The 22,335-nt window shown below is 51.8% G+C and carries 26 protein-coding genes and 1 pseudogene; 13 read left to right on the top strand and 14 right to left on the bottom strand.

What is annotated here, in order from left to right; all coding sequences use genetic code 11:
* Positions 1-5 precede the first annotated feature (5 nt).
* A complete protein-coding gene (locus tag ACZ46I_RS08875; RefSeq protein WP_464280565.1) occupies positions 6-1,037 on the top strand; it encodes an aminotransferase class I/II-fold pyridoxal phosphate-dependent enzyme in 1,032 nt (343 codons plus the stop codon).
* A gap of 83 nt (positions 1,038-1,120) precedes the next feature.
* Positions 1,121-2,104 carry an adenosylcobinamide-phosphate synthase CbiB gene (gene cbiB, locus ACZ46I_RS08870; protein WP_464280564.1) on the top strand — a complete coding sequence of 328 codons (984 nt, stop codon included), beginning with the start codon at positions 1,121-1,123 and terminating at the stop codon, positions 2,102-2,104.
* A gap of 506 nt (positions 2,105-2,610) precedes the next feature.
* On the opposite strand, the gene ACZ46I_RS08865 is transcribed toward cbiB, so the two are convergent.
* Together ACZ46I_RS08865 and ACZ46I_RS08860 are read right to left on the bottom strand one after the other, a co-directional pair.
* On the bottom strand, positions 2,611-3,186 hold the full coding sequence (locus ACZ46I_RS08865) for a hypothetical protein (RefSeq protein WP_464280563.1): 576 nt from the start codon (positions 3,184-3,186) through the stop codon (positions 2,611-2,613).
* Between the two features lie 92 nt (positions 3,187-3,278).
* Positions 3,279-3,593 (bottom strand): GNAT family N-acetyltransferase, encoded by a 315-nt coding sequence (locus ACZ46I_RS08860; RefSeq protein WP_464280562.1) that lies wholly within the window; start codon positions 3,591-3,593, stop codon positions 3,279-3,281.
* Between the two features lie 11 nt (positions 3,594-3,604).
* On the opposite strand from ACZ46I_RS08860, the gene ACZ46I_RS08855 reads away from it, so the two are divergent.
* A protein-coding gene (locus ACZ46I_RS08855; RefSeq protein WP_464280308.1) for an IS5 family transposase occupies positions 3,605-4,442 on the top strand; the annotation gives its coding sequence in 2 pieces (ribosomal slippage) (positions 3,605-4,009 and positions 4,011-4,442; 837 coding nt in all).
* Between the two features lie 313 nt (positions 4,443-4,755).
* Here ACZ46I_RS08855 and ACZ46I_RS08850 read toward each other — a convergent pair.
* From ACZ46I_RS08850 to ACZ46I_RS08840, 3 genes are all read right to left on the bottom strand, one after another.
* Positions 4,756-5,070 carry an HNH endonuclease gene (locus tag ACZ46I_RS08850; protein ID WP_464280561.1) on the bottom strand — a complete coding sequence of 105 codons (315 nt, stop codon included), beginning with the start codon at positions 5,068-5,070 and terminating at the stop codon, positions 4,756-4,758.
* Between the two features lie 231 nt (positions 5,071-5,301).
* Positions 5,302-6,363: a DUF2971 domain-containing protein gene (locus ACZ46I_RS08845; protein WP_464280560.1), complete on the bottom strand. Its 1,062-nt coding sequence runs from the start codon at positions 6,361-6,363 to the stop codon at positions 5,302-5,304.
* 752 nt (positions 6,364-7,115) lie between these two features.
* Positions 7,116-7,553: a hypothetical protein gene (locus ACZ46I_RS08840; RefSeq protein ID WP_464280559.1), complete on the bottom strand. Its 438-nt coding sequence runs from the start codon at positions 7,551-7,553 to the stop codon at positions 7,116-7,118.
* Positions 7,554-7,813: 260 nt separating this feature from the next.
* Between ACZ46I_RS08840 and ACZ46I_RS08835 the strand changes: the two genes are divergently transcribed.
* Together ACZ46I_RS08835 and ACZ46I_RS08830 are read left to right on the top strand one after the other, a co-directional pair.
* Positions 7,814-8,152: a helix-turn-helix domain-containing protein gene (locus ACZ46I_RS08835; RefSeq protein ID WP_464280558.1), complete on the top strand. Its 339-nt coding sequence runs from the start codon at positions 7,814-7,816 to the stop codon at positions 8,150-8,152.
* 30 nt (positions 8,153-8,182) lie between these two features.
* On the top strand, positions 8,183-8,431 hold the full coding sequence (locus ACZ46I_RS08830; RefSeq protein WP_464280557.1) for a hypothetical protein: 249 nt from the start codon (positions 8,183-8,185) through the stop codon (positions 8,429-8,431).
* Positions 8,432-8,490: 59 nt separating this feature from the next.
* Here the strand turns inward: ACZ46I_RS08830 and ACZ46I_RS08825 are convergent, their stop codons facing one another.
* The gene (locus ACZ46I_RS08825) at positions 8,491-8,787 is read right to left on the bottom strand and encodes a Shedu anti-phage system protein SduA domain-containing protein (protein WP_464281850.1); all 297 of its coding nucleotides are present in this window, start codon (positions 8,785-8,787) and stop codon (positions 8,491-8,493) included.
* Here ACZ46I_RS08825 and ACZ46I_RS08820 point away from each other — a divergent pair.
* Positions 8,771-9,019: pseudogene (locus tag ACZ46I_RS08820) on the top strand (ISL3 family transposase); the annotation flags it as partial. The gene ACZ46I_RS08825 and the pseudogene ACZ46I_RS08820 sit on opposite strands and share 17 nt — an antisense overlap.
* Positions 9,020-9,031: 12 nt before the next feature.
* Here ACZ46I_RS08820 and ACZ46I_RS08815 read toward each other — a convergent pair.
* The 6 genes from ACZ46I_RS08815 to ACZ46I_RS08790 form a co-directional block, all read right to left on the bottom strand.
* Positions 9,032-9,487, bottom strand: a complete 456-nt coding sequence (locus ACZ46I_RS08815) for a hypothetical protein (protein WP_464280556.1) — start codon at positions 9,485-9,487, stop codon at positions 9,032-9,034.
* A gap of 28 nt (positions 9,488-9,515) precedes the next feature.
* The gene (locus ACZ46I_RS08810) at positions 9,516-10,499 is read right to left on the bottom strand and encodes a phospholipase D family protein (RefSeq protein ID WP_464280555.1); all 984 of its coding nucleotides are present in this window, start codon (positions 10,497-10,499) and stop codon (positions 9,516-9,518) included.
* Positions 10,500-10,575: 76 nt separating this feature from the next.
* Positions 10,576-11,340 (bottom strand): hypothetical protein, encoded by a 765-nt coding sequence (locus ACZ46I_RS08805; protein WP_464280554.1) that lies wholly within the window; start codon positions 11,338-11,340, stop codon positions 10,576-10,578.
* Positions 11,341-11,521: 181 nt separating this feature from the next.
* A complete protein-coding gene (locus ACZ46I_RS08800) occupies positions 11,522-11,926 on the bottom strand; it encodes a hypothetical protein (protein ID WP_464280553.1) in 405 nt (134 codons plus the stop codon).
* 2 nt (positions 11,927-11,928) lie between these two features.
* Entirely contained in the window at positions 11,929-12,858 is a 930-nt protein-coding gene (locus ACZ46I_RS08795; RefSeq protein WP_464280552.1) for a ParA family protein, read from the bottom strand.
* A gap of 100 nt (positions 12,859-12,958) precedes the next feature.
* Complete coding sequence (locus tag ACZ46I_RS08790; protein WP_464280551.1) at positions 12,959-13,456, bottom strand: hypothetical protein; 498 nt, start codon at positions 13,454-13,456, stop codon at positions 12,959-12,961.
* A 668-nt stretch (positions 13,457-14,124) separates the two neighbouring features.
* Here ACZ46I_RS08790 and ACZ46I_RS08785 point away from each other — a divergent pair.
* Complete coding sequence (locus ACZ46I_RS08785; protein ID WP_464280550.1) at positions 14,125-14,364, top strand: type II toxin-antitoxin system ParD family antitoxin; 240 nt, start codon at positions 14,125-14,127, stop codon at positions 14,362-14,364.
* Positions 14,364-14,657, top strand: a complete 294-nt coding sequence (locus tag ACZ46I_RS08780; RefSeq protein ID WP_464280549.1) for a type II toxin-antitoxin system RelE/ParE family toxin — start codon at positions 14,364-14,366, stop codon at positions 14,655-14,657. Before ACZ46I_RS08785 ends, ACZ46I_RS08780 begins: the two co-directional genes overlap by 1 nt.
* An 85-nt stretch (positions 14,658-14,742) precedes the next feature.
* On the opposite strand, the gene ACZ46I_RS08775 is transcribed toward ACZ46I_RS08780, so the two are convergent.
* Together ACZ46I_RS08775 and cobI are read right to left on the bottom strand one after the other, a co-directional pair.
* Positions 14,743-15,693 (bottom strand): DUF5655 domain-containing protein, encoded by a 951-nt coding sequence (locus ACZ46I_RS08775; protein ID WP_464280548.1) that lies wholly within the window; start codon positions 15,691-15,693, stop codon positions 14,743-14,745.
* Positions 15,694-16,643: 950 nt separating this feature from the next.
* Positions 16,644-17,345: a precorrin-2 C(20)-methyltransferase gene (gene cobI, locus ACZ46I_RS08770; RefSeq protein WP_013506295.1), complete on the bottom strand. Its 702-nt coding sequence runs from the start codon at positions 17,343-17,345 to the stop codon at positions 16,644-16,646.
* Positions 17,346-17,416: 71 nt separating this feature from the next.
* Between cobI and ACZ46I_RS08765 the strand changes: the two genes are divergently transcribed.
* The 5 genes from ACZ46I_RS08765 (at position 17,417) to ACZ46I_RS08745 (ending at position 22,250) form a co-directional block, all read left to right on the top strand.
* Positions 17,417-18,841 (top strand): cobyric acid synthase, encoded by a 1,425-nt coding sequence (locus ACZ46I_RS08765; protein ID WP_464281849.1) that lies wholly within the window; start codon positions 17,417-17,419, stop codon positions 18,839-18,841.
* Positions 18,838-19,311, top strand: coding sequence for a precorrin-2 dehydrogenase/sirohydrochlorin ferrochelatase family protein (locus ACZ46I_RS08760; RefSeq protein WP_464280547.1), 474 nt, complete (start codon positions 18,838-18,840; stop codon positions 19,309-19,311). Before ACZ46I_RS08765 ends, ACZ46I_RS08760 begins: the two co-directional genes overlap by 4 nt.
* Positions 19,308-20,618, top strand: coding sequence for a cobyrinate a,c-diamide synthase (locus tag ACZ46I_RS08755; RefSeq protein ID WP_464280546.1), 1,311 nt, complete (start codon positions 19,308-19,310; stop codon positions 20,616-20,618). Before ACZ46I_RS08760 ends, ACZ46I_RS08755 begins: the two co-directional genes overlap by 4 nt.
* Positions 20,619-20,694: 76 nt before the next feature.
* Positions 20,695-21,312 carry a precorrin-8X methylmutase gene (locus ACZ46I_RS08750; protein WP_464280545.1) on the top strand — a complete coding sequence of 206 codons (618 nt, stop codon included), beginning with the start codon at positions 20,695-20,697 and terminating at the stop codon, positions 21,310-21,312.
* A 374-nt stretch (positions 21,313-21,686) separates the two neighbouring features.
* A complete protein-coding gene (locus ACZ46I_RS08745) occupies positions 21,687-22,250 on the top strand; it encodes a DJ-1/PfpI family protein (protein WP_464280544.1) in 564 nt (187 codons plus the stop codon).
* The last annotated feature ends 85 nt before the right edge of the window (positions 22,251-22,335 follow it).

Here is a 22,335-nt window from a genome sequence, read left to right as displayed (position 1 = left end):
AAAACATGCAGCAAGGCAACCATGGCGGCAATATCTTCCAGGCAGCGGCCTTCATCGGGTGCGACCCCGGAGATATTCGCGACTACAGCTCCAATGTGGCCGACTGGCAGCCCGAAGGCATCGCGGACATTGACCTGCCCGGCCTGTTGGCCCGCCTTCCCGAACCCCACAGCCAGACCCTGAAGGCCGCCTGCGCCGCAGCCTCTGGCCTCAGTTCACAGCAGGTGTGGGTCACCGCTGGAACCACCGAGGCCATAGAACGCATCTGCCAGCTTTACGGCGGCAAGCGCGTCACTATCCTGGGGCCAACCTACAGCGACTACGCCCATGCCGCGCGCCAGTACAACCTCGACATCCACATGCTCCTGGCAGAGCCGCAGCACGCCTTTCGTCACGACTTCGCCACCCTGAACGTGGACGGCGACCTGTGCTTTCTGTGCAACCCCAATAACCCCACCGCCACCACAGCCTCCCGTCAGGAAGTGCTCTCCCTGGTGCAGCGCCACCCCCGAACCCTGTTTGTGGTGGATGAGTCCTACCTGCCCTTCCACTGCGACGAAGCCGCGCTGACCCTGGTGCCCCACCTGACACCCAACCTGCTGGTGCTGCGCTCATTCTCCAAAATCCATGGCATTCCCGGCCTGCGCCTGGGCTTTGCCATGGGTGGCAGCGCCGATCTGCTGGAAAAACTTGAAAGCCGGTGCTCCCTGTGGAGTGTCAACAGCATCGCCCAGGAGATGGGAATGCGCCTGCTGAGCGTAGACAGCACCCGCGTCGCCCGAACCATGGCCAAGCGTCGGGACTCCATCTACCGGGAACTTGCCGCCTTCCCCTGGCTCACCCCCCTGCCCTCGGCGGTGAACTTCCTCCTCTGCCAGCTCCACGGACGCGACGCCAGCCACCTCTTCCGGCACTGCCTGCAGCAGCGGGTGCTGATCCGCGACTGCAGCAACTTTGCCGGACTGGACAGCTCCTGCATCCGCTTCAGCATCAAGGAAGATATGCGGCCTCTCTCCCACGCATTTGCGAGTTTCTGAATCCTGGCAGGCCTTGCACATACCGCCAATCAGGCTGACAATGGAAAACCCCGTGTGACAGGCACCCATATGAAGGAGCGTGTATGAATCTGATGCTTTTTGTAAGCCTGAACCTGTTGAGCCTGGTGCTGGCCTTCATGCTGGACCAGTGGCTGGGCGACCCCCGCTCCAGCCTCCACCCCGTCTGCCTGATGGGCCGCCTCAACCGCTGGCTGGAAACATTTCTGCACCCGTGGGGCTTTTTCGGCGGCCTCCTGCTGACCCTCTTCTCCGTCACCATGGCCAGCCTCCTGCCCGCCATAGCGCTGTACCTCAGCTGGCAGTGGCACCTGCTGGCCTATGTGGTCGTCAATACCCTTATCATCGCCATCTGCATCAGCAGCAAATCCATGGAAGAACACGCCCTGGCAGTCCACACACCCCTCGCCGCCGGAGAGCTGGAAAATGCCCGCCACGCCCTCTCCATGATCGTCAGCCGCCATACCAGCGAACTGGACGAAACGGAAGTGGCACGCTCCACCGTGGAATCCGTCGCCGAAAACTTCACCGACGGCGTGCTCTCCCCCGCACTCTACGCCGCCCTGGGGGGAGGAACCGCCGCCATGTTCTTCAAAGCCATCAGCACCCTGGACTCCATGGTCGGCTACCGCAACGAACGCTACCAGCACTTCGGCACATTCGCCGCCCGCTCCGACGACCTGCTGAACTTCCTGCCCGCCCGCCTCAGCATTCCCATCATCGCCCTGGCCACCCTGTTTACCCCCAGAGCCTCGGCAGCCGGAGCCCTCCGCGCAGCAGCCCGGTACCGCAAAGCCCACCCCAGCCCCAACTCCGCCCACAGCATGGCCGCCTTCGCCGGAGCCCTCGGCGTGCAGCTGGGAGGCCCCGCCACCTACCACGGCCAACGCAAGGAAAAACCCTGGGTCGGCGATGGCACAGAACCCCTGAACGCCCAGACCATCCAAAACGCCACGCGCCTGTTCAGCGCCGCCACCACCGTGGTGATGTTTCTCGCCGTCGCCATATTCGGCATCACATGGCACCTGGCACCCTGCCCACTGCTGTAGGGGGAAACTGCGAATAGGGGAGATATCACGCAAAGACTGTGGGGAGGGGAAACCCGAGAAGTGAACCACGGAAATCACGGAAGGCACAGAAGTTACCTCGAATGGGCGCGAATAAACACGAATGGAAAGGCAGGTTCTCACGCCCGTTCGCTGCGCTCACTCAAGACGCAAAGCACGCAAAGGATTAAAGAGGATTTGTCCGCAGATGAATACCTATTTACGCTGATGAATACAGGGAGACTGTAAAGGCAGGTTTCTCGCAGGGCACGCAGGGACGCAGAGGGGAAACTGGAAAAGCTTAACCACGGAAAACACGGAAAGCACGGAAGTTACCGCGAATGGACGCGAATAAACGTGAATGGAAAGGCAGGACCTCACGCCCGTTCGCTGCGCTCACTCAAGTCGCAAAGCCCGCGAAGGAAAGGCAATAAGAAATTGGCCACGGAAAGCTGCATAGAAAGTGAGTGTCCAGAAGGAGTGCGGGTTTTGTCCAATTCATGCGTTATTTATTGCTGACAACGCCACTTATTCAATATTGCGCTGCGCTTCAGAAAATCGTGCTCATACTTAAGCTCATGGCAGGTTTCGACGTACTCGTGTCTTAGGGCCTCGTATGGTTGACTGTTGTACTCCTTCCTAAACCATTCCCGTTCTTCTGCCGTTGGTTCATCCAAATATTCCTCGACTTCCCAAAGATAATCTTGTTGGTCTCTATTTGATGAGTGCCAAATATCCAGTTCTTCAATTGGTTCTTGAAACAAGAATGGCAGCATATATAAATTGCTAAGCATTGCAATTTGCAGTCGATGCCTGGCTTGTTCTTCGTGACCCGCCCTGAATTCTGCAAGCGCCCAATACAAATCAAATATTGGCTCGCCTATATCATCAGGAAATTCTGATTCAAACCAAGAATAGAAATCTAATGCCTTTTCGTTGGCACCAGCTATAACGTAAAAAACTGCTACCCTGTATCGCTTACCGGAGCCGTCGTTAATATACCCTTGCTGCTCTTTTTCCTTCAATAGATCGCGTCGAGCCCTATTTGCCCGATCTCGGAACCTCTTTTTCTCTTCTAGAGTCATCCTAATGTCCTTACATGGCAAATGCGCGGCACGCGCAGATTATTTATGGAGAGGCAGCCGCAACGAAAAGACCGTCACTGTGCGTGCACTTATTAAGAGACGATCTGCTTGCACATAACATCGACAGTCACTCCCTTATACTCACATCGCTCGAGATGGTGCCAGCCAAGCTTCTCATAAAGTTTCGAGGCGAACTCAGTGTAGAGGTACCAAGTATCAGCATTGGAGCGAACTGCCTCAGCTTCGCACCGAGCAATCAATTCAGTTGCTACCCCTTGATGCCGGAAGATCTCTTTTACATAAACAGCAGCCAGCCAAGGGGATAAATTCGGCTTAGAACTTGTCCATAAATAATCATTGACCCGAGCAATGTTTCGCTGTAGAATGATCCACAAAAGATCATTCATGGCGGTGATTTATGTCTAAAGTGCAATCATGGGAAGTTTCAGATGCCTTCTGGCAAAGAGTTGAGCCTTTACTGCCAATCCAGCAAAGAGATCCTGACAAGATCTACAAGCGCAAGCCTGGTGGTGGGCGCAAGCGACTTGACCCCAGGAAGGCGTTTTCCGGCATTGTCTATGTGCTGCGCACCGGTTGTCAGTGGAAAGCGATACCCAAGGAGCAGTTTGGTTGCGCCAGTGCAGTGCACAAGTACTTCATTGAATGGAGTAAGGCCGGTGTATTCGAAGCTATTTGGCGTCAGGGGCTGGCTGAGTATGACGAGATGGAGGGGATAGCTTGGGAGTGGCAAAGCATAGATGGCGGAATGTACAAAGCTCCAATGGCTCTTGAAACCGTAGGGAAGAACCCGACGGATCGGGGAAAAAAACGGGAGCAAGCGTCATGTCCTGGTGGACGGTCGTGGCGTCCCGTTGTCCATCGTCGTAACCGGAGCGAACCGGCATGATGTGAGCCAGCTTGAAGCCGTTCTTGATGGCGTAGTCTTCGAGAAGCCTGCAGAGCAGGAGCAGCATCTTTGCGCAGATTGTGGCTACAAGGGAAAGCCGGCGCTCAGCAGCATTCTTCAGCGCGGATACATACCCCATGTAAAGCAGCGAAAAGAAGAGATCGAGGACAAGAAGCGTGACCCATCAAAGAAGGCGAGGCGCTGGATAGTGGAAGCATCTATTTCCTGGTTCAACCGTTTCAGGAAGATTCATGTGCGCTTTGAGAAGCTTGAGGTCACTCACTACGGATTGACGTGTCTCGCGGCGGCGATAATCACATACAGGAAAATCGGCGTAATTTATGGATAAGTCCTTAGTGTCCATGTCGTTCTGTACTAGAGCAGCTGAACCAATAAGCTGACTCCCTGAAACAGCAACAAAGATTGAAGGAATACCCTCTCGTCCTGCAGCTTTGAAGATTGCTTCGGTTCGACCTTCCAGTGTAAGCGAGGGGTTCAAATGCTTCCACTCTGAATGGTGGAGCTCCGCTAACTCCGCAATGAACTCTTTTTTGTCAGCCAGAGGAACGATTTCCACAGTCTTTGCCTCTTAACATCTGCAGCTGCGGCAAATTGCGAACGCAGCAAGTATTACGTACAACCTGCACTTGACAAGCGCTGCACTATAGGCCACGTTCTATAGCCTCTTTAATTACCGAAGCCACGGTTTCTGGTGTAATACCACGATCTCGGCAATACTTGCTTTGGAGCCAAATAGATAGCTGCTTTTGCCCCTTGCTGGCATTACAGCCGCAACAGCAAAGAGCGATGTTTTCTCGAGTAATGATGCTGGCATCGTTGATGATGTGCTCCCAGCTTGCCGCAGATTTTCTTGAGACTTTCACGGAGGTAAATTCACTGCGGCAATAGACGCACTCCGTATCTCGAGCTCGAACCTCTGTTTCCAGCCAGTTCGGAATATTCCAATTATTTGCCATTACTCGAGCTCACCTCTTTTACCGCTTAACGCCAAGCATAACCGGACACAAAAACGGAGCACAGTGCAAGCCTGACACCTCTCTCGCATCGCAACGGCTCGAAAACCTGACTAAACAACCATGAGATAAAAAAAGCTATTTTCTATAACCGGGCCTGTCCAACAAACGGTTCAGATCGTGGCTCGCTTCGCGAGCACAATCTAACCTTATCCGCTGTACAGGGACCGCCAATCAGCGTTTATAACTGGTTGATTCATGAATTACTTTCAACGTTCCACTTGAATCTATTGAAACTGTACATGGCCTGCCTTCTTCGTCACACTCTTGGAAATAGATCACTGAACAAGGTACGCTCAAGTTGTATGTCACATTAAGTGACACACTCTTCTTATCAGTTTCCTCCAAGAGATTGCCGTAGATGCTAACTGCCCAGCCGTTCCAATTGACCCTGTGGACCGCTATGTTGTGCGGTCGGCAACAAGCGATAACCTTATGCTCGGTTTCCGGCGGACAATCGGCGCCAAGCAGCACAGCCTGCAAAGCACCTAGAATTGGAACAAAATCCGGCGTTCCTTCCTCTTCAGCACGCACTACCCATCTCCGTTCGCTCTCATGTTCCCAATCTTTATGCTTTGTGAAGAATAGGGAGTCGCTAAATTTAGCGATAAGGGGCTCAAGTACACTCGACAAACCCCGTTGTTTGACATCCTCCAAATATACCAATCCGTAAGGGTCGGCATCTTGGTGCATAGGGCCAAACGATGAATCCAAGTACTCTACTTCCCCGGAGAACTGTTGTCGGCCGTTTGCCATACGGGTAACTGCGTGACCCAGCTCTTCCTCATCAAAAACTAAGCACACACCCCTATGTTTATCGCCATATTGATCCCACATTCTCGGGCGCGCATACCCTTTCCGCAGTGAATCATCGCCACCCTCAGGGTGGTCCCGAGAGCAACACAGGACCAATGACTTATCTCTTACATATCTTGTCGCGTCTGAAAACAACGCCGGGTCGAAACTTTCTTCCAAGGACCTTGCATAGAATCTGAAAGGCCAATGCTTTGACTCACGCGGGTCATTAACATCAGCGAAAGGGCTCATGCGCAAGGAAAACGACGGAAGAATGTAATCGGTGGCTGTTTTCCCGTTCGTGTAGTGGTAAACATACTTTCCAGAGTCAAACATACGATACGCTACTTTCTGTACAACGCCGCCATCACGCGCTTGTCGCGTGCATGGCATTGTTTGGACGAAGCCGCTACGCGGCAGACAAATACCGATCAAACCCATTTCACCGCGATGAACCACTTGTAATCTCACCGTATTCGGTAATGGTAGCAGCGGAGCGTCTAGCGCTCTCTATCAAGTATCGAGGAGATTACAATGAACACCACCATGCCGCAAGATCCGAGTTTCAACAAACTGTACCAGAAGGGTTTCTCGCGGAGCACGCAGGGACGCGGAGGGGAAATCGGAAGAGCTGAACCACGGAAAACACGGAAAGCACGGAAAGCACGGAAAGCACGGAAGTTACCACGAATAGATACCAATAAACGCGAATGAAAGGAAGGATCTCACGCCCGTTCGCTGCGCTCACTCAAGTCGCAAAGCCCGCGAAGGAAAGGCAGTAAGAAATTGGCCACGTAAAGCGTGGACCGTTCATTCTTCTTGTGTATCTATTCCGAGGCATCCGGCCTGATTATGAAAACGTCAGCTGGTCTCTTGCCAGCTTTTCCCTGGCCTAAAATCAAAGTGTTTCGATAGAAAGAGGAGCAACCATATCTTTAGACGGTAATTACTCACTTTTTCTTCAAGTAGATAAGATGCAATGGTATCGTAACGATCAAAAAAACAAATCCAAATAAAATTGCCATAACATGCAAAACTATAAAAATAATATTACCCATAAAGCCACCTCCTACCTGATGTATTTCAACAATTTCCAATTCTGAATACTTTCCAAATGAAGCGTTTCACGTCAAATCTCTACGCTCAAATCAAGCCCAAAAGCTCACAATATAGAAGATAAATATCTTTTCAAATTAATCGAAGGCGCAATCATCTAAGTTACCAAAAGCTACCCCGAAAACATTTTGTATTCGAGCTGTACATCTTACAGTCTTGTTGCATGGAACCCATATTTGACGCCCAGGATTTTTCATCATAACTATCTCGCCAGACATCGGGTAAAGACTCCAATATATGTCACATTTATCTTTAGGTATGTTGATTGTAGCTGAGTTTTGCGGAGCTATAGGCGGGGTAAAATTAAAAACTATATCCACATCACCAATTGAATTGCTTCCTTCTACTCTCGCCATGTTAACCCCATCAATAACACGAACAGATGTCGACATATAATTAAGAATTGTAATTTTAGCACCTGGCTCACTACTTCCGTCACTTCCGCCACATCCAATAACAATATTCATAAACACAAGAACAATCACAATTTTTGAAATAACACTCATTGTATTCATAAACAATAACCTCCATCACACATAAAGTTGATCGGCGGGTAATGCCTGATATATCTATCAGCATCTCCGTTGTAGGTAACTGAGCTGATGTCGCAGCCAATTACTGGTTGCTCAAGTTGTTGCTTCATCATTACCCTGTTGTCATGTGCGGCAAGCGCAGTGCTATTGCGTGAGCGCAATACATTTATATTGCATTCGCACAATGGAGTCAAGGTGTTTTGCATTGTAAAGTTGCAATAAATCTCCATTGAGGATAAGCAATGCTCACACAAGAGGATTTCATTAGTTTGCTTGCAACTACTTTGCGGCAGGCTAGGCAGGATAAAAAATTTACTCTTGAAAAGCTGGCTGAAAAGAGCGAGACGGATTATTCTACGGTGAGTCTGATTGAAAATGGCAGACAAAATCCCAAAATATATACGGTTTACCGACTGCTCTACGCTCTCGATATTGATATAGCGGAATTAATTGCTGGAAGAAGTCGTGAAATGCTGGATGGCAGGTTTGCTGCTCTGAGCAAGCTGGAGAAGTTGGAGCTTCAGGAGCTTGAGGCACTTTGTGAGTTTGTTGATTCTTTTGAGATTACCCAAAAGCACTGAATATAAAATTAGTCCTATCGTGGCGTTCTCATGCAAATTCCCCTTCAGGTTCAAGCTCAATCAAGCTTAACGCCCAAGTTCAGCGCGTTTGAGGCGCTGACTATCTTGCGACAGCAAAATGGACTGCGGGTCAAAACCACGGAAAGCACGGAGGGAACGGAAGTTACCGCGAATGAAAAGGCAGGATCTCACGCCCGTCCGCAACGCTCACTCAAGACGCAGAGCACGCGAAGGATTAAAGAGGATTTTTGTCCGCAGATGAATACCGATTTACACTGATGAATGGGGAAATTGCGAGCGAAGCGAGTAACTTCTCCGTGTGTGCAGCGGTTAAGTATTTAGAACGATGAAAGTATAGCAAACTGATCTTCCATGGCCTCATAAAGATCATCAAATGTGTAGCAAGTAATGTGCTTACTGTCGACAAGGGATTTTCGTGCCCTTTGATCGAACCTCTCGCTACAGTCTCCTCTATTCAAGGAAATCTTTCTGCCAATTATCAGTGCACCCGAGTAAGTTATTTGAAAAGCCCCAAATTCTGACTTCATGTTTTGAGTTTGATTATTTACGGACAGATGGAGATACCAGTCTATTACTTGGCTATAACCTTTCTCAAACCTCGACGACTGGATCAACAGGGCGCAGGCATCAGCTATCAAAGGATTGAAGAAAATGGCTAAAACGCTGGAGAAGCATCGCGAGGGAATTCTGAACTGGTATGATCACCCCATATCGACAGGACCACTTGAGGGAATCAACAACAAAATTGATACACTCAAAAGACAAGCCTATGGATACAGGGATATGGAATTCTTCGAGCTCAGAATAAAGGCCCTCCACAACTCAAAGTACGCTTTAACCGGATGAACCCCTTATCTGTTATAATTGTATACCATGCTCGCTAAATGCAATATTAAAATAAGGGTTTAAAATTAAATTTTCAAATAATTTTAATTCATTTTCGGGAATACGTACGAAAGTTGAGTTATGATTAGGTGCCCACCATTTTTGCTCACCTTTATACGTATCTTGGTGTTTTGCTCTTGCAATAATTCTAAATGGACGATCTAACCAACCGTCGCCGTAGCTTGAAATATAATTAGCAGGACCGGCAAGCTGACCAAGAAGATATATACCGCCAGCATTACCATGAGTTAAATAAAAATAATCACCGATGGAAGCTGAAATAAAATACTCGCCTTGACTGACTGAAGATTGCCCTAACGCTCCTGTATCTTTGTGCACATATACTAATCTATCTTCAATAGACTTTAATAAGTCTTCAAAAGAAAAAAGACCAAATCCCTGAGATAGTTTCCAAAATGTGGGCTTCATTAATAATCTCCAAATTATAACGCCGCATTCAGCGGCTTGTCCGCTGCAATGCAGCGTTAGCACTCTTTATAACGTCTTGAATTTCTGCCCTACCAAGTAGGGTAACCTCCCTTTCATACCAATCTCCAACTCTACTTTTAATCTCACTCTTGATTTCATTGCTTAATCTAAATGGACGTGTATAACGTTTTTTCCTGTAAGAATAAATATAGTTAAACCCATCCTTATAGAGAATCCTATCGAATGAATAGAAATCTGCATATGAGCCTTTGCTATTCATACAAAGCACAAGATCACCTTGGTTATATGGAAGATCTGATTCTTCGCATTCGTACGTAAAAAAATCCAGTAATACAGAAGTCGGCTCTTTGTCTTCGTAATCTTTCAACAAGTTATGCGCCTCATCAATGGTTTCTCTGGTATGCATGGAGTCCCAAATAAAAATAGTTATTAGCTGATTTTCCTCTGCGGAAAGCCACTCATTCCCATCACCCACCTGTACTACTCTAACTCTTCCGACCTGCATACGGCGATGGTTTTCTCTGTATTTCTGGAGATAATCATCAAAACGCGGGTCTTGGCTACCAACCACATTGCTTGAGAGTTTAATTGCAGCCAACGCCTGTATGTAGCGTTCGAACAGAGTCTTATTTTCTATTACGACGCAAGTGTCACGTGTCATGCTCAAACCGGTACTGGTAAAGTTTGCACTTCCGATTATTATCGTTTCCGGTTCTATCAAATATAGCTTCCAATGAATGCTATGTTGATAACCAAAATCGACAAACATAGAGAAATGCTCACTTTCTATGCTCTTACAATAACCAAAGAAATCTGGAGACGAAAAAGAGTTTATGGTTCCAACCAATAACTCCAACCTATTCCCATGTTTTAGCAGCAGGTCAACAACGCCTTCTGTTCCGCTAGCGAATGCGGAGACAATGGTAACAACTCGCTCATGCACCCCATCAAGGAAAGAGGCTAGATTTTCTTCGTTATCAAGTATTCTCATGTAGTATCACAGGCTAGTTGGTTTAAGGTGCGTTTGAATTCACCGGCCGCCGAAGGTGGTCCGGTGGAATGAGGGGTTAGACGTCACTGCCAAAGGTGCCATGAATCTTCCACGTGGTTGCCATATGGTCTTCGAAGTTCCCGCCGAGATCGAGTCCAGCCTTCTGAACGCGAACCTTCAGTCCGGCATTGATACCAAAGTCATCCTCGTAGTTGACGGTTAGTGAGAACTGAGAAAGTCCATACTGGGTTCGGCCCACTGCGATTGCCTGCCAAGTTGGTTCGTGAGGATACCAAGCAAGGTTCGTGGGAACCGCAGGACTTTGCTTGTTGTTTAGAGTGGCCTCAAAAAGTAGAGAAGAGTCACCAGATGAGGTGCGCGAGGCACCGAGCTTTGCGTCGGCTTTTGGAATTGGGGCTGACAGTTTTGCAGAGAACTCTCGGGACCAACCTTTTACATGTTCGACTGTGACCTTTGTTGCCCCTAGGCTCATGAGCAAGTAGATGGCTTCAGAAAACTTGTGCTCGAATGCCACCCTGTGAAAAGTGGCCGTCGTGTAGTACACCGATGGGAGCGCTGGGTGAGCAACGTAGAGGGCCTGCTCCCTCGGGTGCCCAGGTGGAAATTGCAGTCTTGCTGCATCCGAGCGGGAAATCTGGAGGACATTCAGGCCACTCTCCCGGGCCTTGGCCCAGGCGGACAATGCCTCTATCGTTACTTCGGCCATCCCAAAAATCGTCAGCTTCCATGCCTCTTTGCCCACGCGAAGCGCGATAGCCTTCCAGTCAGTCGGAACTTCGTCGACATTTGCGGTGGTTTGCGCCTTTCGTGTGGCTTCCACCACTTCATCCGGCTGCACAACTATGAGTTGCCGTTCTGAGTACGGTAATTGAAGTAGGTTCGTAGTCATGGGATCCTTTTATTGAGGCATACAGAGTAGCTGTACTTGCAACGTCTAACGCCGCCATAACCGGCCCCAAAAGGCAGAGCGACGGAGGAGCGGCGCTTTTTGGGGTCCGAGTTCATGGCCTTGTTATGTTTTTACCCTGTATGGCATTTGAACGAAGGGTGGCTCCTACTGTAGACTCGATGATCTTATCTTTTATTTGATCCACCTTATCTTGCTTGAGAACAAGCACATCAAGGTATCTAGCAAAATGCTCAAGTTCACTCTTATTTTTGAGTGCATCAGAAATAACCGCATGCCCTTCTTCACGCGAATTACATTCATTCAAGCGAGATAAGATTTTGGCGCTCTCGACCGCTGAAAGCTCTTTTCCTCCTGCTTGGCCGGACTTCCTACTGACTACTTTTACTGATATTTCGTGGCTGCCATTCTCTATTTTCTGAATATCTGACGCGGGTAGCTGTGAAATCTGTTTAGCCAATTCCTCAAGAATTATTTTAATAACTTTTGCCGAATTCATATCTACACTCCCGCTTCCGCAATGAACTCATCGACAAAGCTTTCAATTTCAGAAACAACATCTGAATGAGTGTTGTTGGAGTATTCATTCAATACGACTGGCATTCCATTTTGAGGCGCTTCGGCGAATATTGATTTGTTCTCCCTGAAGTTAGTTTTCATTACCGGGACACCCAAGCGTTTTGTTTGTGCTATGTACTGCCTCTGGGCTGATATTGGTTCACCGCCATACATTTGAATCATAGTAAATACAACACCTAAAAACTCCGGAAATACTTCTTCAGTATCAGAATCCAGGGCGGCATACTCATTAAACTCATTCACAAGCCCTTCAACACTTCGATGTAGATAATCGATTCCAAGCGTGGAAAGATAGTCTGGTTTTGCCGGAATCAATATCTTATCAGACGCGATGAGCGCATTTTTTGTAACAATATTGAAATTTGGTGGACAATCAATAAGAACAACATCATATTCTTCAGATGCAACATCCTGAATTTCAGCCCTCAACTTACCATGAACCTTAATATAGTTCTTCTTGGTTTGCGTCATGTTTGCGCCACCAAGAAGAGTAGCCAACTCGAGATCAACATTTATCAACCCGAGATGAGAACTGATTAAGTCAACAACTCCGCCATTTTCTCGTTCCCGCAGGAAACCATTGATTTTCGACGGGTGAGTAATCAAGTTAGACAGGGGCATTGTTGAAACGCCTTCACTGATACAATCAAACCAGTTCTTTATTGTCTTAGATTCTTTCAAGTTATTATCCCAGTAATCAGGAGTGACAAATGAAAAAGTTAAACTTGCCTGTGCATCCATATCCAACAAAAGAACTCTTTTTCCTCTGAATGCAAGCTCACCGGCAAGATTGGCTGTGACAGTGGTTTTGCCAACCCCACCTTTGTAATTGATTACTGATATAATTTGCATATCATCGATCCTTTGTTTTTAAACATAACGCCCCAAGCAGGGGCAGATTTTGCGCTTTGAGCGAAGCAAAATATGTTCCGCTGCCTTGGTTTGTTAGGGCTCACTCGAACAAAACACCAGGGAACGCGCTTCGGGACAGCAAGTGCTCGGTGAGCTTCGTTTTTCGAACCCCAGGGGCATTCATGTATGCCCTCAGCTTCTTGCCTTTGGGGCAAACGACTAGAACCGTATATACACTTTCTTTAGACCCTTTTTGTTCCTTACGCTCGTTAATCATTGCCTGTAGATCATCCCATGAAATGCAGCCAATTTGCCGGTCTTTGACGCAAACCAAGGCAATATACACTCTCTTAGATTTGTTCTGTATCGCCGCTATTTCCTTCAGATGTGAAGATGTGAACGTAAACTGATACTCAGAGAAAGGAGCCTTTGTTTTTGTAGCGTACTTTAAGAACACGCCCACATCATGGTTAATGAGGAATGCACTCCTAGAAATGCCTTGACCCGACTCAAAAGCATTGATCGCGGTAAACTGCGGGTGCTCGGCAACCTGGGTAAGTACTGCTCCGTGATACAGGTGATCATCGTTTATTTTCATGGTCTCTCCTATGTCTGCGTGTAGCTCTAACTACTATTATGCGTTAAAATTGACGCTATACACTTTCTCAAAAACCGTACAAATTGACGGATAAAAATCACTATAACTCAGCGCACCCTGTAACTCTTTCATAAGCTGCGCCTTTCCCATCAGGCTTTCACCTGAGCCAGTTTCGCCATCAAACATGCAATTTGAAAAACCGTACTCCTGGAGGGAAGCATTGCCGCGCTAGTCGATTCAGTCTGCATAATACCACAGCAAGTATTACAGAGAAACCATTAACCTCCATAAAAATGACAGATGTGTGATTTTGTTCCTGAAGCGGCTTATGGAAATGCTCTGCGTTCAGATCGGCCTTCAGTGTTTTTAAACTACCTTAAACATCTACCTTTGGTGGATGCGCTAACGCTTATCCACCCTACATGCTTTTCCATTCGCGTTTATTCGTGCCCATTTGTGGTTAAATCCTCTTTTCTCCCTGCCTTCCCTGGCGAGCTTCGCGGCTTGGCGAGAGGTATGTCTTTCCCTCTTTAGCTTGAATAAACAAATCAGCGTCCATATCTCACCACATAACACTGCGAGCAGCGGCGCGCATTTTGCGTCCGCTGCCTTGCTTTTATATAGGTATTCTGGCAGAATATACCAATATTTGGTACAGGAGACACCCTATGGCCAGAAACACCAGCATTACCCTTGGCCCCCACTTTGACAAGTTCATTGCTGAACAGCTTGAAAATGGCCGCTATGGCTCGGCAAGCGAAGTGGTACGAGCAGGATTGCGCTTGCTTGAAGAGACTGAGAGTAAACTTGAAAGACTGCGGCGGCTCTTGGATGAAGGCGAGCAAAGCGGGATAGCAGAGTATTCGCTTCAAAGTGTTATTGCAGAACTGGATAACGAAGCTCACTAATGCCTCCATTCTTGCTCACCTCCGCCGCCCGAAAAGACGTAATTGATATTGGCCGTTTTACCACTGAGAAGTGGGGAAGACGTCAGCGCGACAAATACCTCAAGCAACTTGACGATGCTTTCAGGCTCCTTGCTCGACAGCCGGAGATTGACCGCGATGCAGAAGATATAAAACCAGGATACAAAAAGTTTAGCCAAGGTAGCCATATCATTTTTTACCGAGCCGGCACTGAATCCAAGATTGTTGTGATCCGCATACTCCACAACAGCATGGGTGTAGAGCAGCACCTCTAAAACCCATAACGCCCGCAATAAACGGCGCGAGGAACGAGCGTCAGGCGACCGAAGGGAGCGAATTTAATTGCTTTGTTAGAAGCCATTAGCCACCGACCTTGTTGTACGCCATAGCAATAAACTCCTTAACTTGCTCAAACTCAGTTTCAGATGACACGGTGAATTCAACATCGCCGGTACCATAATGACCGATTGAGGTTACATCTCGGTAGTTTGGTGTACCACCAGGGATATCCGAAGGTTTCAGTTTGAGGAACAGTTTTATGTTCTTGCCTTTGACTTCCAAGCAGGCAATATTCTGGGAGATTTTATAGGCGACATAAAACTTTTTCGGCACTTCTTCAATAGACTCATCCAATCCAAGGATGAACTCACGGATCGTTGCTGTTAACTCCCGAATATCTTCACTTTTGCCTTCAAGTCTTTCATCAAATGTATAGGTCGCAGTGGCGCGAGTAAGGGCTGCCTTCTTACCTGCCTCGACCATAACAGGGTTTTTATATCCGTTCTCAGTTGGCATGGTCGCGACAGAGGAAGCCGCTGACCTTGAAGAGTGGAAAACCTCCTCAAGATATATTGAGTCGTTGGAGAACAAGCGATATTTCCACAACTCGATATTTGCACCCATGACTTGCACAGCGTGCAAGTCATACTTTTTATAGTTGGGAGCTATACAGATTACCCTGACATCTGACCAATCAACTTTGACACCACTACCAAGCCGCTTTTGTACCGCAATCTCGAAATCACCTTTGTGATCTTGAATCCAGTGCAGATAGAAGAGGCTCTGGTTGATAAGCTCAGATGACTCGACTTTCTTGTATTCGATGATGACAGGATTATCTTCTTCCGACAAAGCAAGGCTATCAATCCGGCCAGCGTGCTGGGCGCCTGTTGAGAACTCACTGGCAACAAACCGGCAATTGAAAACTGTTTCGAGATTCTTCTCAATCAGCGTTTGCAAGTCCTTTTCCAGGGCAAAGTTCTTCTGCTCCACGGCAGACAACTTATCCCCTGAAATATCAAATATCGGCACTTGATGATTACTCCGTAGTTTCTTTGGCTTCTAACGACGCGCGCAGCGCCAGTCGATTCAGTCTGCATAATACCACAGCAAGTGTTACAGAGATACCGTTAACCTCCATAAAAATGACAGATGTGTGATTATGCTCCTGAAGCGGCTCATGGAAATACTCTACGTTCAGATCGGCCTTCAGTGTTTTTAGACTACCTTAAACATCTACCTTTGATGGATGCGCTAACGCTTATCCATCCTACATGCCTTTCCATTCGCGTATATTCGTGTCCATTCGTGGTTAATCCCTCTATTTCCCGTGCCTTCCCTGGCGAGCTTCGCGGCTTGGCGAGAGGAACTGCCTTTCTGTATTTGCCGTTATCTGCGTTCATCTGCGAAATCTGCGGATAATATGCCTTTCCTCTTTCCGTGCCCTCCGTGCTTTCCGTGGTTAATCTCCCCGCTTTTCCTTTGTGCCTTTGCGAGCTTTGTGTGAGATATGCCTTTATGGTTTCCTGCATTTATTCGCGTTTATTCGTGCCCATTCGTGGTTAAGCCCTCTTTTTTCCCTGCCTTCCCTGGCGAGCTTCGCGGCTTGGCGAGAGGTATGTCTTTCCCTCTTTTTCCGTGCCCTCCGTGCTTTCCGTGGTTAATCTCCCCGCCTTTCCTTTGTGACTTTGCGAGCTTGGTGTGAGATATGCCTTTATGGTTCTTTGCTTTTATTGGCGTTTATTCGTGCCCATTCGTGGTTAAGCCCTCTTTTTTCCCTGCCTTCCTTGGCGAGCTTCGCGGCTTGGCGAGAGTAAGTTCTTCCCCTCTTTTTCCGTGCTTTCCGTGTTTTCCGTGGTTAATCTCTCCCCGCCTTTCCTTTGTGACTTTGCGAGCTTGGTGTGAGATATGCCTTTATGGTTCTCTGCATTTATCCGCGTCCATTCGTGGTGAACCCTCTTGCTGCCAGCTATCCCTCTCCCCTACCGAAACTCCCGGCGTTGCAGTATGGCTGTCGACAGATACCCCGCGTCCTGGGGAGGGGTCTGGGTCAACAGGTCGTACACCTGTTCTTCGGGCAGGGTGATGCGCTGGAACAGGGAGGCGTAGGCCAGGTCGGCCTGTCGCACAAACTGGCACAGGGCGGGCAGGCGCTTGTGGACTTTCATCAGCACGACGGAACTGAAGCGTTCCAGCAGGGCGGGGAGTTCGTCCAGGGTTTCGGGCATTTCGATGACGCAGAAGGAGCCGTCCTTTTCGCACAGGGGGAGGCTCTGGGAGTTGGCTGCGGCGGAGTAGGCGGAGACGCCGGGCACCATCTCGGTGGCGATTCCCTGGGCCAGCAGTTTGTCGCGCAGGTAATTGAAAGTGCTGTAAACGGGCGTGTCGCCTATGGTAACGTAGCAGACACGCTTTCCGGTTGCGGCCCAGCGGGCCATTTCGTCTGCCAGTGCGCTGTAACGGGTATCGAGATCGGCTTTATTGCCGGTCATGGGAAAGTGGTACATGTGAATTTTTTCGGCGGGAATGTAGCGGGAAACGATGTCGGCGGCGATGCTGCGTCCCGTGATGTCTGACTGTGGCACCACAACCATGTCGGCCTGTTCCATGGCGCGCACGGCCTTGATGGTGACCAGCTCCGGGTCGCCTGGCCCCAGGCCGATGCCGCATATCTTTGCTGTCATTTTCTACCTCTGTAAATGGAGTACGATATACTGTGCAGGATACCGTAAACCCTCGTAAAGTGCCATCCATCATGTTCCAGGGCACCGGCTCCGGTGTGGGCAAGAGCCTGATCACTGCCGGTTTCTGCCGCCTGCTGCGGCAGCGGGGGCTGCGGGTGGCACCCTTTAAGTCCCAGAATATGGCGCTCAATGCCGGAGTGACGGCCCATGGGCTGGAGATGGGGCGCGCCCAGATTCTGCAGGCGGAGGCGGCGAGCATTGCGCCCGATGTGCGCATGAACCCGATCCTCCTGAAGCCCCAGGGGCAGTCCTGCTCCCAGCTGGTGCGCATGGGAAAGGTGGCGGGAACCTGCAGCGCCCGCGAATACTACACCCTCTCCCGTGAGAATCTGGCCATTGCCACGGCGGCCTATGATTCCCTCTGCACCGAGTACGACATTATCGTCCTGGAGGGGGCGGGCAGTCCGGCGGAGATCAACCTGCAGGGCACGGATATTGTCAATATGCGCATGGCCCGTCACGCCGGGGCGCGGGTGTTCGTGGTGGGGGATATCGACCGTGGCGGCGTCTTCGCCTGGCTCAAGGGCACCTATGATCTGGTTCCCGCCGATGCCCGTCCCCTCATCCACGGTTTTCTCATCAACAAGTTCCGGGGCGATGTCAGCCTGCTGCAGCCGGGTATAGAGATGTTCGCCGACCTGGTGCCTGTACCGGTTCACGGGGTTCTCCCCTGGCTGCGCCTGAGCCTGGAGGAGGAGGACTCCCAGGATCTGGCTTCGGACCGGGGGAAGGCAGGCACCACAGTGCATGTTGGCGTGGTGCGTCTGCCCCACATCAGCAATTTCTCTGACTTTGCCCCCCTGAAGGCCATGGAGGAGGTGCGCCTGAGCTACCTGGAGCAGCCGTCGCAGCTGGCGGAGTGCGACCTCGTCATTGTGCCCGGCAGCAAGCACAGCCTGCACGATCTGGAATTCCTGCGACGCTCCGGTTTTGCTGCCGCCCTGCAGGAGTGTGTCGGCACGGTTCCCATCATGGGTATCTGCGGTGGACTGCAGATGCTGGGGCAGCACCTGGAAGACCCCCAGGGCGTGGAAGGGCTGGCGGGTGGAGCCGCCGGGCTGGGGCTGCTGCCCTTGACCACCGTCATGGCACGGGAGAAGACCCTGCGCCGGGGCAGCTGGGCGGGAGCGGGCCGCTGGCAGGGGCAGGCCCTCAGCGGCTACGAAATGCACGTGGGGCAGTCCCGCATCCACAGCGATGTGGAGCAGCTCTGCGCCGATGGCCTGTGCCTGTGGGATGGCTCCCGGCGCGTCTTCGGCACCTACCTGCACGGGATCTTTGAAAGCGCCGCCAATCTGCGCCTGCTGGCCGATCTGCTGCGTCTGCCCCTGCCCGTCGTGGACTATCAGAGCGAAAAGGAACGCCAGCTGGACCTGCTGGCCCATACCATCGCAGAGCACTGCGACATCGACGCCATGCTGGAGGGGCTGCTGTGAAACTCGTCTACTACCCCTTTCTGGTCAATATCAACGCCAAACGCCTGCTCTTTATCGGTGGCGGCACCGTGGCAGCCCGCAAGATCAATGCCCTGCTGCCCATGGAGCCCGCCATCCGGGTCGTCGCCCCGCGCGTCTGCGATGAGCTGCGCGCCCTGGCAGCCGCCCAAACCATTGAAGTTATCGAGCGCAAAGGGCTTGAGACCGATCTGGAGCAGTGCGACTACGCCTTTTTGTGTACCGACAACCGGGAGCGCAACGCCGCCCTGGCCGCCCATGCCAAAGGGTTGCGCGTGCCGGTCAACGTGGCCGACGACCCCTGGCTGTGCGATTTCCACCTGCCTGCGGTGCATATTGACGAGGATGCCTCGCTGGTTGTCTCCGTCTCCACCCAGGGCAAAAGCCCCTCCACCGCCCGCAAGCTGCGGGATCGCATCCGTGATCTGTTGAAGCGGGGGGAGCTGCCATGAGGGGCGTGCTGATTGCCGCCGAACGCAGCGGCTCCGGCAAAACCACCATCGCCACCGGCATCGCCCGCGCCCTGAGCCGCCGTGGCCTGCGGGTGGCACCCTTCAAGTGCGGCCCCGACTATATCGACAGCCAGCACCTGGCCCGCGCCGCTGGCAGCACGGTGGAGAATCTGGATGCGGTCATGCTGACGCAACGTGCCCTGGAGCAGGTCTTCGCCCGTGGCTGCCATGGCCGGGACATGGCCCTGGTGGAAGGGGTGATGGGCCTCTTTGACGGCATTGAACCGCGCCGCTTCGGTGGCAGCTCCTATGATGTGGCCGTGCAGCTGGGGCTGCCCGTGGTGGCCGTGCTGAACGCCTCTTCCTGCTCCTACACCATTGCCGCCCTGCTGCGGGGTCTGCAGAACCTGTGCCAGGCCACGCCCCTGGTGGGCGTCATCGTCAATCAGGTGGCGTCGAGCAACCACGAACGGCTGGTCCGCAGCGCCCTGGAACTGCATACGGATATTCCCCTGCTCGGCTGTGTGCCACGGCAGAGCAGCCCCCTGGCCCCCAGCCGCCACCTGGGCATTGCCACCGCGCCGGAAATGGACGAAAACTACTACGAAACCTGCGCCAACCTGGTGGAGCAACATATTGACCTGGACGCCCTGAGCGCCATCCACCTGACCACCGCACCCCAGTGGCAGCCGGAAAATACCCCGCCTGCCACCCGCCTCTGCGCCGTGGCCCGCGATGAAGCCTTCAGCTTTTACTACCAGGCCAATCTGCGGGAGCTGGAAGAGCGGGGTTGTGCCCTGCGCTTTTTCTCGCCCCTGGCCGGTGAGACGGTGCCCGAAGCCGACTGCATCTATGTGGGTGGCGGCTACCCCGAACTGCACGCCCCGCGCCTGTCAGCCCAGCATGACCTGCACCAGTGGCTGCGCCAGCACAGCGCCGCCGGACGCCCCCTGCTGGCTGAATGCGGCGGCATGATGCTGCTGACCAAAGGAATCTGGGACAGCCAGGGGCATTTCCACCCCATGGCCGGAATCTTCGACGCCTCCTGCCGCATGACCGACCGGCGCCAGGCCCTGGGCTATGTGCGGGTACAGGAACCGGCCGCCCTGGCAGGGCTGGTGGGCCATGAGTTCCACTACTCCGTTCTGGAAGACGTGCATGAACCCAGTGCCTTTGCGCTGGAAAAGGTGACCAATGGAAAACGCAGCCAGGACGGCTTCATCAGGAGCAGAACCGTGGCCGGATATGTGCACTTTCATTTTGGATCAGAGCCGTCGCTGCTGGACTGGCTGCTGGCAGGCAGCTGAACGCAGGAGGCTCTCACACAAAACCCGCAAAGCCCCCCAGGAAAGACAGAAGAAGTGTATTGTGAAAGGAAAAATAATGGATAAAGGCCTGCAGATAGAGCACGACAGCTTTGCCATCATCGACGCCAACACCGACCTCAGCCGCTTCACCAGCAACGAACAGGTCATCGCCCGCAAGCTCATCCACACCACCGGGGATCTGGAGTTTGCCCAGCTGACCAGCATCCTGCCCGGCGCTGTGGAGGCCGGGGTGGCGGCCCTGCGCCGTGGCGCGCCCATCATCTGCGATGTGGAAATGGTGCGCGTGGGCATCACCACCCGCTACCTGCAGCACTACGGTAATCCCGTGCTCTGCTTCATCAGCGAACCGGAAGTACTGGAGCGCGCCCGCGCCGAAAACCTGACCCGGGCCGAAACCGCCATGCTCTACGCCGCCGAACGCTACCCCGATGCCCTCTACGCCATCGGCAACGCCCCCACCGCCCTGCTGAAACTGCTGGAACTGACCGCTGCCGGCACCATGCAGCCCGCCTTTGTGGCGGGTTTGCCGGTGGGCTTTGTCAAGGCCGAGGAGTCCAAAGACCTGCTGCGACAGACCACCATCCCCCACGTCACCAACCTGGGCCCCAAGGGCGGCAGCCCCTGTGCAGCCACGGTTATCAATGGTTTACTGGTGGTGCTGGCGCAACCGTGAACGCCAATGGGCACAGGGAAAAGGCGTGTCTCACGCCAAACCCGCAAAGGCACTGTTTCACGCCCGTGCCGGGCTCACTCGGGACGCGCAGAGCGCGGACTTCAGGAGTCGCAGCGACTGTTTCGGGAGCTGTTCAGCTACTGAGTTCAGCGTGATTTTCCGCTGCCAAAGTATTGAGTTCCCAGAAAGTTCGCCCTTTGATTCTGGTTGTATTTTTCGTTTCCCCTCCTACTCTTATCACTGTGATATGCGTCCAGCTCGCAGTAACCCCGGAACGTACCTGGAAGTGTTTTCCGTCAGGCTTGTGCTGCCGATGAGAACGGCCCTGGCGGCTTTCAGGGTACGCTCCGCTCCAACCACCAGAGGAGGCTCAAATGAGCAGGAAAATTCTGATGATCACCGGGGACTTTACAGAAGATTACGAAACCATGGTGCCTTTCCAGGCGCTACAGGCCTTTGGCCATCAGGTGCACGCCGTGTGCCCCGGCAAGAAAAGCGGCGAGAGTGTGGCCACCGCCATTCACGATTTTGAAGGCGACCAGACGTACAGCGAGAAACCCGGCCACCGTTTTACCCTGAATGCCAGTTTCAGCGACATCCGGGTTGCCGACTACGATGCCCTGGTGCTGCCCGGTGGCCGCGCGCCGGAGTACCTGCGCCTCAACCAGGAGGTAATCGAGATGGTGCGCCATTTTTTTGCGGAAAACAAACCCGTTGCTGCCATCTGCCACGGCGCCCAGCTGCTGGCCGCAGCCAAAGTTCTGGAAGGAAGGCTCTGTTCCGCCTACCCGGCCTGTCGCCCGGAAGTTGAGCTCAGCGGAGCCCGTTACGCCGACATCAACGTTGACAAAGCCGTGACCGATGGCAACCTGGTCACCGCTCCGGCATGGCCTGCCCACCCCGACTGGCTGGCACAGTTCCAGAAACTGTTGCTGTAACTTCACACCAAAGGGGTGTCCGGTGACAGGACACCCCTTTTGCCATAAAGGCACAGAACCGCTTATCAGCCAGACCAGGCAATGG

The organism is Desulfurispirillum alkaliphilum, from assembly GCF_055378285.1.
The sequence above is the reverse complement of the archived record's forward strand: the minus strand, read 5'-3'. Positions and strand labels throughout refer to the sequence as shown.